We start from the raw sequence: 10,512 nt of genomic DNA, 5'->3' as shown, positions 1-10,512 counted from the left end.
TTCGAGCACCGCTGCGCAAGCGACGAAGGAGCAAGCAGCGGTGCTCGAAAACCGAGCCTCAGGCGCCGCAAACCCGCGACGCCGAAGGCGGCGCAATCACACAGAGAACATGCCCGGCTCGTAGCTCCCTGCGGGCGTCCGGGCGATCACATTGAGCCGGTTGTAGGCGTTGATCACCGCGATCGCCGAAACCAACGCGCCGATCTGCTCGTCGTCGTAGTGCTTCTGCACCTGCGCCCAGGTCTCGTCGGACACGCCCTGGTGCGCGTCGGCGAGCCGGGTGCCCTCCTCGGCCAGTGCCAGCGCGGCGCGCTCGGCCTCGGTGAACACGGTGGCCTCGCGCCAGGCGGCCACGAGGTTCAGGCGCACCTGGGTTTCCCCGGCGGCCGCCGCGTCCTTGGTGTGCATGTCGGTGCAGAAACCGCAGCCGTTGATCTGGCTGGCGCGGATCTTGACCAGTTCGTAGGTCGCCGCGGGCAGTGCCGACTGACCGATGACCTGACCGGCGTTGGTGAGCCGCTTGGTGAACTTGGCGGCGATCTCGTTGGCGAAGAGGTTGATTCGGGGTTCCATCGCTGTCTCCTGACCTCGGGCCGCGGGGTTGCGGCTTCGTATATCAGGGGGACGACGCAGCCTCCCGAGGTGTGACAGACGGGCGGTTGTGCCCTGCGTCACATCCGGTCAGCGCCGGGAGAACGGGTAGGTGACCTTGGTGAGCTGCTCGGACAATTCCCACAGCCGCCGGGCCGCGACCTCGTCCCGGGAGGCGGAGGACGAGCCGCTGAGTTCGGGATGGCCGCGGAGCCCGCGCAGGCCCGTCGGTCCGTAGAACCGGCCCGGCTCCACCTCGGCCGTCGCCGCGAAAAGCGAAGGCAGCGCGCCCATCTCCGCGCTCTGGGCCAGAATTCGGTTGCCCAGGGCCATGATCCGGTCCAGGAAGGATTCGGTGTGCGACTGCAATTCGGTGGCCGCGTAGCCGGGATGGGCCGCCACCGACACCTTCGACGATCCGGCCGCGGAGAGGCGGCGTTGCAATTCGTAGGCGAACATCAGATTCGCCAGCTTGGACTGCCCGTACGCCTGCCAGCGCTCGTACCGGCGGCGCTCCCAGTTCAGGTCCTCGAGATCGATCCGGCCGATGACGTGCGCGCCGCTGGACACGGTGACGATCCGGTCGGCGATCTTGTCGAGCAGCAGACCGGTGAGCGCGAAGTGCCCGAGATGGTTTGTGCCGATCTGCATTTCGAACCCGTCGGCGGTGCGGCGCAACGGCACCGCCATCACACCGGCGTTGTTGATCAGCACGTCGGCGCGCTCGACGGAGTCGGCGAACTGCCGGATCGATGCCAGGTCGGCCAGGTCGAGACGGCGGACGTGGGCCCGGTCGCCCATCTCGTTCGCCACCGCGCGCGCCTTCACCTCGTCGCGGCAGGCCATGATCACCTGCGCACCCGCCGCGACCAGCGCCCGCGTGGTGACGGCGCCGATCCCGCTGTTGGCGCCCGTGACGACGAACGTACGGCCGCTTTGATCCGGGATGTCGGAAGTGTCCCAACCAGTCACGAGGTCGAGTCTAGAGCGGCGGAGCGCCCCCGTCTCCCGCCTTGCCCACGCGACGACGAACGTCCGAGGTGAGATAGGGTTGCCTAACCTACATGAAGCAGATGAGCGTGAGGCAGTACCCATGACAGCGACACCCACCACCCGGGACAACCGCGACGGCTTCGTGCCGATCCCCGCCGAGTTCGCCGACGCCTATCGCGCGGCCGGGTACTGGACGGGCCGGCCGCTGGGCGAACTGCTGCGAGACGCGGCCCGCCGATGGCCGCAGCGCCCGGCCCTGCACACCACGGACGCCGCCCGCACCTACGCCGAGCTGGACGCCGACGCCGACCGGATGGCCTACGGCCTCGCGGCGCTGGGCATCTCGCCCGGCGACCGGGTGATCGTGCAGTTGCCGAACGTGCCGGAGTTCGCCTCGGTCCTGTTCGGCCTGCTCCGGGCCGGAGCGATCCCGGTGCTGACGCTGCCCGCGCACCGTCGCGCCGAGATCGAGCACCTGGCCGAGCTGTCCGGCGCCGTGGCATATATCGTCGCCGATCAGGCGGCCGATTTCGACTACCGCGACCTGGCCGCCGAGGTCGCCGAGCGGGTCCCGTCGCTGCGCCACGTCCTGGTGCTCGGTGCGGCCGGACCGTTCACCGCACTGGATTCGGTTCCGCGCGAAAGCGGTTCGCTGCCCGCGGTGGATCCGAGCGATATCGCGGTGCTGCTCGTGTCCGGCGGCACCACCGGGCTGCCCAAGCTGATCGCGCGCACCCACAACGACTACGACTACAACGCCCGCGCCTCCGCCGAGCTCTGCGAATTCGCCCCGGACGACGTCTATCTGGCGAGTCTGCCTGCCGCGCACAACTTCCCGCTGGCCTGCCCCGGCATTCTCGGCACGCTCGCCACCGGCGGATCGATCGCGTTCCTCACCGACCCGAGTCCGGAGAGCGCCTTCGCCGCGATCGAGCGGTACGGGGTCACGGTGACGGCCGTGGTGCCGCCGCTGGCCCAATTATGGTGCGCGGCAACGGAATGGGAGGACGCGGACCTCTCGTCGCTGCGCCTGCTGCAGGTCGGCGGCGCGAAATTGGCGGAGGTGAACGCCCGCGACGTGGAGCCCGCGCTGGGAACGCGGTTGCAGCAGGTGTTCGGCATGGCGGAGGGCCTGCTCAACTACACCCGCCTCGACGACGGCATCGACCTGATCTGCACCACACAGGGCCGTCCGCTGTCACCGGGCGACGAGGTGCGCGTCGTCGACGGCGAGGGCAACGACGTGGCCCCCGGTGAAGAGGGTGAACTGCTCACCCGCGGCCCGTACACCATCCGCGGCTATTACCGTGCGCCGGAACACAATACGCGCGCCTTCACCCCGGACGGCTACTACCGCAGCGGCGACCTGGTCCGCGTGCTGCCCAGCGGGCACCTGATCGTCTCGGGCCGGATCAAGGACGTGATCAACCGCGGCGGCGAGAACGTCTCCTGCGACGAACTCGAGGAGCACCTGCTCGCCCACCCGGCGGTCCGGCACGCGGCGGCCGTCGGCCTGCCCGATCCGGCGCTCGGCGAAAAGATCTGTGCCGTACTGGTGGTCGACGGCGACCTGCCCACCCTGGCCGAGATCAAGCAATTCCTCACCGACCGCGGGCTGGCCACCTACAAGCTCCCCGATGTACTGCGCCAGGCCGACACACTCCCCCTGACAGCGGTCGGCAAGATCGACAAGAAAGCTCTGCGCACCCAGGGCTGACCACCACCGGTTCTCCCTGCGCCCCAAGGCTGAAACGCCATGCGAACGCCCCTCGTCCGTAATCTCGGGCGAGGGGCGTTCGCGATTCGGTGACTCAGGCCTCGACCACGTAGGGCGCGATGCTGCCGAGCTTCTCGCAGGTCTCCTCGAATTCACGATCGGGCTTGGACTGGCCCACGATTCCCGCACCGGCGCGTAACCAGGCGCCCTCGGTGGTCTGGTAGACCGCGCGCAGCACCAGGGTGGCCTCCAGCGCTCCGGTCGGCGAAACGACCACCACGGCACCGGAATACAGCCCGCGCGGATCGTGGTCGAGCCGGAACACCGCGTCGACGCCGGCCCGCTTCGGGATGCCGGAGGCCGTCACGGACGGGAACAGCGTCTCCAGGGCGTCCCAGGAGGTGCGGCCGACGTCCAGTTGCCCGCGCACGGTCGAGGCGAGGTGCTGTACGCTGCCGCGCTCACGCACCGCCATGAAGTCCGACACCGCCGTGCTGCCCGGCTCGGCGACCGCGGCGATCTCGGCGAACGACGTCTGCACCGAGATCGCGTGTTCCACAATCTCTTTGGGATCGGCTACCAGATCCGCGCGAGCGGCCCGGTCGGCGTCCGCGCCCCGCCCGAACGCCCGCGTCCCGGCCAGCGGCTCGGTGGTCACCACCCGGTCGCGGTCCACGGCGGCGACCAGTTCGGGACTGAACCCGGCGGCCTCCAGCCCGCCCAGCCGCAGCAGGAACGAGCGCGCCGGGGTGTTGTGCGCGCGGCCGAGCCGGTAGGTGGCCGGCACGTCCACCGGGAACGGCAGGTCGACCTTCCGCGACAGGATCACCTTCTGGTAGTTGCCGTTTCGGATCTCGTCGACCGCCTCGGCGACCCGGTCCCGGTAGGCCGTCGGGTCGATGGAGATGTCGGCCGGGCGCGGCCGCGGCAGCGCGGTGCCCTGCGCGGCCGCGATCAGCTCGTGGATATCGGCCGTCTCGCCCGGCGTGGCCCCGGCGACCCGCACGCCGGCGGCGTCGATGCGCACCTCGATGCGCGGAATCATCAGATGCGCCAGCGAGGTTCGCTCCGGCAGGTGCGCGGTCGCCTCCAGCGCCCAGGCGCAGAACTCGAAACCGATCCAGCCGTACGCATTCCGCCCGGCCAGGGGCAAGGCGGCCAGCGCGCGATCGATGACCTCCGCCGGACGGCCCGTCCAGGGAGTCGTCGTGGATCGCCCGTCCCAACCGACGCGCAGTTCCCCGGCATCGAGTTCGACGCTGCCGATCGGGTCGGCGGCGAACACCCACTCCCCCGGCCGCTCGTAGACGACGTATTCACCGAACCGATCGGCGCCGGCCAGTGCCGCCACCGCCGCGGCGGGGTCGGTGACATGTTCGCCCCAGCGTGCCGCGGTCGACGTCGCCCCCGGACCATCCCCATACCCGATCAGTACTCGCTCCGTGGTCGGCACCGTTCCTCCAAGGTTATGCTTACCTAACTCAAAAGGTGAGGTTAGCATTACCTCGGTCGGATGCGCTTGTGCCGGAGCACACACTCACCGAGCCAACCTCCTGCGGGAAACGCTCGAACCGGGCTTCAATGGGGAGCGTCACCTGATGGAAGGCCCCGCATGATCGACGACCGCGCCGACGTACCGCCGGCGACCACCTTCGCCACCGCACCGCGGTCGGTGGTCGCGCTGGTGGATGCCACCTCGCCGACCGAGCGCGAGTTGATCGGCGGCTGGCTGGCCGAGGGTGGCATCGCCGCGGAGTTCGGCGTCGAGGCCCCGGTGACGCAGTTGGACCTGGACGCGGCGGCGGTCGCGGCCCGGCTGGTCGATCGGCACGACGACCCGCTGGTCGTGCCGGTGCGGGTGCTGTGGCTGCCGCCGGAGCGAGACGGCGTGCGCCGCACCACCTTCGCCGATCTGGCCGCCCTCGCCGATCCGCGCCGACCGCATCGGCTGCTGCAGCGACGCCTGGTGGCCAAGACCCCGGACCGGCACCTCGTCCTGACCGGACAGCCCGCCCTGCTGAGCGAGCTGCGCGCGAACAACACGGCCGTCGCGGGCACCGCCGAGCCGTTCGCGCGGGCCGTCGTGCGCGCCGGCATCGTGGCGCTGGAGCGGGCCGAGCGCGGCGTGATCGGCGACCGGTACAAGGTGCCGCGCCTGGTCGCCGAGGAGATCCTGGACTCCCCGGAGTTCCTGCGCCGTCTCGACGCCATCGCCCTGCACACCGGCGGCACCTCGCGCGAGGTGTACCGGCGCGCGGAGAAGGCGCTGCGGGAACTGGTGGCGGCGCAGAGCCGCCTGGTCTCCGACCTGTTCACCCAGGCGATGCGGCCGGTGCACGCCTCCACCTGGAAGGTCGATTGCGAGCCGTCCGGGCTGGCTGCCCTGCGGCGGCTCAATCGGCATCATCCGCTGGTGTTCCTGCCCTCGCATCGCTCCTACGTCGATGCCTTCGTGCTCGGTGACGCCCTGGCGCGCAACGACTTTCCGCCGAACCACGTGATCGGCGGCGCGAATCTGCGGTTCTGGCCGATCGGGCCGATCGCCCGGCGCACGGGCGCGGTGTTCATCCGTCGCAGCTTCGGCGACGACGAGGTGTACAAGGCCGTGGTCGAGGAGTATTTCGCGTACCTGCTGACCAAGCGGTTCAATCTGGAGTGGTACTTCGAGGGCGGTCGCACCCGCACCGGCAAGCTGCGCCCGCCGCGCTACGGACTGCTGAATTACCTTGCGGCGGCGATCCGTTCGCGTCGCGTCGAGGATGTGATGCTGGTACCGGTGTCGATCACCTACGAGCGCCTCAACGAGCTGGGCGCGATCGCCACCGAGCAGTCCGGCGGCGCGAAGAAGCCGGAGGGCCTGACCTGGCTCGCCCGCTACGTCCGCAGCCAGCAGCATTCGGCGGGGCACGTGTACCTGCGCTTCGGCGCGCCGCTCTCGGCGCGCGAAAGGCTTGCCGCGCACGGCGATCCGCTGGTCCCCGATCCCGGCTTCGGCGCGCCGGAGGCCGAGGAGGCGCGCGATCAGGAGCGAAAGGCGGTGCAGCGGCTGGCTTTCGAGGTCGCCGTCGGTATCAACGCGGTCACTCCGATCACCGTCAACGCACTGGTCACCCTCGCCCTGCTGGGTGTGCACGAGCGCGCGCTCACCCTCGGCGAGGTGCGCCGGGTGCTCGAACCGGTGCGCGACTACATCCAGCACCGGGGGCTCCCCAGCGGCGAACTCGACACGCTGAGTGACGATCACGCGCTGGCGGTGGTGCTGGAGCAGCTGTCGCTGGCGCGGGTGGTGACGGTGTACCGCGGCGGGCTGGAGCCGGTGTACTCGATCGAGGCGGGCGCCCATCTGGAGGCGGCGTTCTATCGCAACAGTGCCGTGCACTGGTTCGTCAACCGCGCCATCCTCGAATTGGCCATCCTCGCGGCGGTGGAGGCGCCCGAGGGCGAGCAGCTGCAAGCGGGCTGGGACACCGCCTTCCGGCTGCGCGACCTGCTGAAGTTCGAGTTCTTCTTCCCCGAGCGCGCGGAGTTCGCGGCGCAGATGACGGCGGAAATGGAACTGGTGGACGAGGATTGGCACGACCGGACGGCCGACGGCACGGTCGGCTCGGACATCCTCGCCGAACTGACCGAGTCCGGTTTCGTCATGGCGCATCGCGTGCTGCGCTCGTTCCTCGACGCCCAACTGGTGGTGGCGGACCGGCTGGCGGCCCGCGACGGCACGGAAGCGCCCGACCGCAAACCGTTCATCGACGAGTGCCTGGCCGTCGGGCGGCAGATGCTGCTGCAACAACGATTGCACAGCCCGGAATCGGTATCGTCCGAATTGTTCACCAGCGCACTGAAACTCGCCGACAACTACGGCCTGCTGGAACCGGCCGCCGACCCCTTCGCGGCAGCCGACCTCCGCGCCCGCCGCCAAGCCTTCGCCGACGAGCTACGCCTGATAGGCACCCGCATAGCCCGGGCCGCAGCCCTGGACCCATCGAACCGGCTGGAGCTGTCATGAGCGCACGCGAGAAGGTGCGGAGCGGCAGCACGCGGACCAAGCCGCGGCGCCCGATCCCCGGCGAGGTGTGGGTATGAGCGCGATGTCCGTGGACGAGGCTGTGAGGGTGATCGGGGCGGGGGCGCGGGGGCCGCGAATTGCCGCGGTGTTCGATTTCGGCGGGACGGTTGTGCATGGCTTCACGCCGCCCTCGGCGGTGCGGCGGCTGCTGCGACGGCGGGATCCGCGGCAGGTTGTGGCCGCCGCATTGCTCGACAGCATCCGTGGTGCGCGGGCCGAGGGCGAGTACGAGCGCTTCCTGCAGCGGGTGATGCACGGGTGGGCCGGGCATTCCGAGGCCGAACTCGCCGAACTCGGCGAGCAGCTGTTCCGCCGGACCGTCTACGGGCACCTGTATCCGGAGGCGTGGCGGTTGATCCGCGCCCACGAGGCGGCCGGGCACACCCTGGTGCTGGCGAGCTGCCTCACCCGTTTCCAGGTCGGTCCCGCCGCCGCGGAACTCGGCATCGACAACGTGCTCTGCACGGCCATGGCCACGCAGGACGGCGTGCTCACCGGCCACGTGGACGGCAAACCGCTGTGGCGCAACGGCAAGGCGGAGCGGGTGCGGCAGTTCGCGGCCACCCACGACCTGAACCTGTCCGACAGCTACGCCTACGCCGATGCCGCCACCGATCTCCCCCTCCTGGAACTGGTGGGCCGCCCGCACGCGGTGAATCCCGACCCGCGCATGGCCCTCGAGGCGGGCGAACGAGAGTGGCCGGTGCTGAGTTTCCGCCCCCGGCGGTCCGCCCCCGTGAGCGATGTCGCCCGCACCGCAGCGGGTTTCGCGAGCCTGCTCGGCGGGGCGCTGGCCGGTGTGGCAGCCAAGGCGCCGACCCGGGAGCGGCGGGCGATGGCGGACGCCATGATCAGCCACGCCGCGGGCGCCACGCTGCGCGCGACGGGGGTGCGGGTCCGGGTCACCGGCGCCGAGCACGCTCGCGACGCCCGTCCGGCGGTGTTCATCTTCAATCACCAGAGCCAGTTCGACATGGTGGTGCTGGCCGAGGTGCTGCAATCCGGTTTCACAGGCATCGTGAAGCAGGAGATCACCCGCAATCCGGTGTTCGGGCCGCTGATGCGATTCGCGGGGGCGACCTTCATCGATCGGTCCGACAGCGCGGGGACGCGGGCGGCGCTGGCCCCCGTCGTGGAGACGCTGCGCGCCGGGCTGTCGATCGTCGTCGCGCCGGAGGGCACCCGCTCGCTCACGCCGCGGGTCGGCCCGTTCAAGAAGGGCGCGTTCCATATCGCGCGGCAGGCCGGGGTACCGATCGTGCCGCTGGTGATCCGCAATGCGGGCGAGATCGCCTGGCGCGATTCCGCGATCGTGCACAAGGGCGTCGTGGATGTGGCGGTGCTCGCGCCGATCGACGTCGGCGAGTGGGATCCCCGCGACATGGACGCCGAGGTCGAGCGGGTTCGCCGATTGTTCGTCGGTACGCTGCTCGATTGGCCCGCGCCGGAGGAGAATTCGACGGCGGTGCGTCAGACCTGACGGCCGAGCAGCAGCTTCCACGGCATCAACGCCGATTCCAGCTGCACCTTGAGGCTCATCTTGGAGGCGCCCTTGGTGCGCTCCTCGAACCGGATCGGCACCTCCGCGATGGCGATGCCCTGCTTGACCGTGCGGTAGTTCATCTCGACCTGGAACGAATAGCCGTTGCTGCGGATCGAGGCGACGTCGATGGCGCGCAGCGTGTCGGCCTGCCACGCCTTGAAGCCGGCGGTGGCGTCCTTCACGCCCAGTCGCAGGATCGCGTTGACGTAGAAGTTGGCCCACGCCGACAGCGCCTTGCGGTACCACTTCCATTCCGCCGCGGTGGATCCGCCCGGGACGTAGCGCGAGCCGAGCACGACGCCGGGCCGCTCGTCCGCCGCGCCGGAGGTCAGCTTCTCCAACATGTCCGGAATCACCTCGGCCGGGTGCGACAGGTCGGCGTCCATCTGGATGACGACGTCGGCGCCCTCGTCGAGCGCCTTGGTGATACCCGCGATGTACGCGCGGCCGAGACCGTCCTTCTCGGTGCGGTGCAGCACGCCCACCACGGCCGGCAGTTCGGCGGCCAGCTTGTCGGCGACGTCGCCGGTGCCGTCCGGCGAGTTGTCGTCGACGACCAGGATGTGCAGGTCGGCGACCGGTAGCGCGGTCAGCCGCTCCACCGCCACCGGCAGGTTCTCCCGCTCGTTGTAGGTCGGCACCACCACGGTCACCTTCACAAGTCGCCCTCCGCTCGATTCGACCCGGCTGCACACCCGCGCGAGGTGCGGGCACGATTCTGCTCAAGGAACCGTAGCCCAACACCCTGAGCCGGTACGAGTTAGCTCAGGGGAAGCGACCGACCGCCCTCAGTCGTCGTCGCGAGAGTCCGCCCGAGCATTCCGTTCCCGGACAATATCAAGCGCCCGCTCGGCCGTAGCCCGGTCCGGATAAGGCCCCATCCGGTCGGCGAACCAGCACCGCTTCCCCTGCTCGGCGCGATGGTGCTTCAGGCAGTAGTACCAGGCATCGGAGTCACCCATAACCCCAGCATCCCACCCGCCCGCCACCGAACACGACGACGCACCGCCAAGATCACGCCCGCAATCCCACACCCACACCGAGACCACAGCAACCAGAAACCCGAAACATAGGCAAGCAGAACCGATTACGTCGCAACAGCCGCTCCGCAACCCCACATCCCACCAACCGAGACCACTCGACCCTTAAGGTTTGCTGACTTGATCATTGATCAAGTCAGCAACCTCCCAAGCCCCCGCGCCCTAGGGGTCGCCCCATACGCTCACACCGTTTATGACCCGAGATCCCCCATTACTCAAAGTCATCCCACCCACCGATTAGCAAGTACCAGTCAGCGATTACTCAGAAGCGAAACCCCCGCAAAGACAGAACCCCAACCCAATTCGGATACCCCTGAATGTAAAGAACATCGAGCCACCCACCCACCACGACAAGACAACCCGATCACCGAAAAGAACAACACCCACCGAGGAGTCTCCGTCCCACCCCAACCACTCCAGCCTTCTGCCAGTTCATCACTGGAAAGGGGGGTCCGGGGGGGGCCACCCCCCCCGCGGGGGGGGGGGGGGGGGGGGGGGCGCCCCGCACCCCCCCCCACACCAACAACGACAACCCCCCCACCCGACACCCGCGGGGGGGGGG

Annotated in this window: 8 protein-coding genes; 3 read left to right on the top strand and 5 right to left on the bottom strand. The window is 69.6% G+C overall.

Annotated elements, in window-relative coordinates:
• Positions 1 to 96 precede the first annotated feature (96 nt).
• Together QH470_RS06965 and QH470_RS06960 are read right to left on the bottom strand one after the other, a co-directional pair.
• Positions 97 to 573 (bottom strand): carboxymuconolactone decarboxylase family protein, encoded by a 477-nt coding sequence (locus tag QH470_RS06965; RefSeq protein WP_280271442.1) that lies wholly within the window; start codon positions 571 to 573, stop codon positions 97 to 99.
• A 108-nt stretch (positions 574 to 681) separates the two neighbouring features.
• On the bottom strand, positions 682 to 1,563 hold the full coding sequence (locus QH470_RS06960) for an oxidoreductase (RefSeq protein WP_280271441.1): 882 nt from the start codon (positions 1,561 to 1,563) through the stop codon (positions 682 to 684).
• A 121-nt stretch (positions 1,564 to 1,684) separates the two neighbouring features.
• On the opposite strand from QH470_RS06960, the gene QH470_RS06955 reads away from it, so the two are divergent.
• Positions 1,685 to 3,301, top strand: a complete 1,617-nt coding sequence (locus QH470_RS06955) for a (2,3-dihydroxybenzoyl)adenylate synthase (RefSeq protein WP_280271440.1) — start codon at positions 1,685 to 1,687, stop codon at positions 3,299 to 3,301.
• Positions 3,302 to 3,395: 94 nt separating this feature from the next.
• Here the strand turns inward: QH470_RS06955 and QH470_RS06950 are convergent, their stop codons facing one another.
• On the bottom strand, positions 3,396 to 4,730 hold the full coding sequence (locus QH470_RS06950) for a salicylate synthase (protein ID WP_425302624.1): 1,335 nt from the start codon (positions 4,728 to 4,730) through the stop codon (positions 3,396 to 3,398).
• 183 nt (positions 4,731 to 4,913) lie between these two features.
• Between QH470_RS06950 and QH470_RS06945 the strand changes: the two genes are divergently transcribed.
• Both QH470_RS06945 and QH470_RS06940 read left to right on the top strand, forming a co-directional pair.
• Positions 4,914 to 7,307: a glycerol-3-phosphate 1-O-acyltransferase gene (locus QH470_RS06945; RefSeq protein ID WP_280271439.1), complete on the top strand. Its 2,394-nt coding sequence runs from the start codon at positions 4,914 to 4,916 to the stop codon at positions 7,305 to 7,307.
• Between the two features lie 73 nt (positions 7,308 to 7,380).
• The gene (locus QH470_RS06940; protein ID WP_280271438.1) at positions 7,381 to 8,847 is read left to right on the top strand and encodes an HAD-IB family hydrolase; all 1,467 of its coding nucleotides are present in this window, start codon (positions 7,381 to 7,383) and stop codon (positions 8,845 to 8,847) included.
• On the opposite strand, the gene QH470_RS06935 is transcribed toward QH470_RS06940, so the two are convergent.
• Together QH470_RS06935 and QH470_RS06930 are read right to left on the bottom strand one after the other, a co-directional pair.
• A complete protein-coding gene (locus tag QH470_RS06935) occupies positions 8,838 to 9,551 on the bottom strand; it encodes a polyprenol monophosphomannose synthase (protein WP_280271443.1) in 714 nt (237 codons plus the stop codon). The genes QH470_RS06940 and QH470_RS06935 overlap by 10 nt on opposite strands.
• Positions 9,552 to 9,698: 147 nt before the next feature.
• Positions 9,699 to 9,872 (bottom strand): hypothetical protein, encoded by a 174-nt coding sequence (locus QH470_RS06930; protein WP_280271437.1) that lies wholly within the window; start codon positions 9,870 to 9,872, stop codon positions 9,699 to 9,701.
• Between the last annotated feature and the right edge of the window lie 640 nt (positions 9,873 to 10,512).

The sequence above is a fragment of the Nocardia wallacei genome, assembly GCF_029868745.1.
In the GTDB taxonomy this organism is placed as follows: domain Bacteria; phylum Actinomycetota; class Actinomycetes; order Mycobacteriales; family Mycobacteriaceae; genus Nocardia; species Nocardia wallacei_B.
Note: the sequence above shows the minus strand (reverse complement) of the source record. Positions and strands in the feature narration are given on the sequence as shown.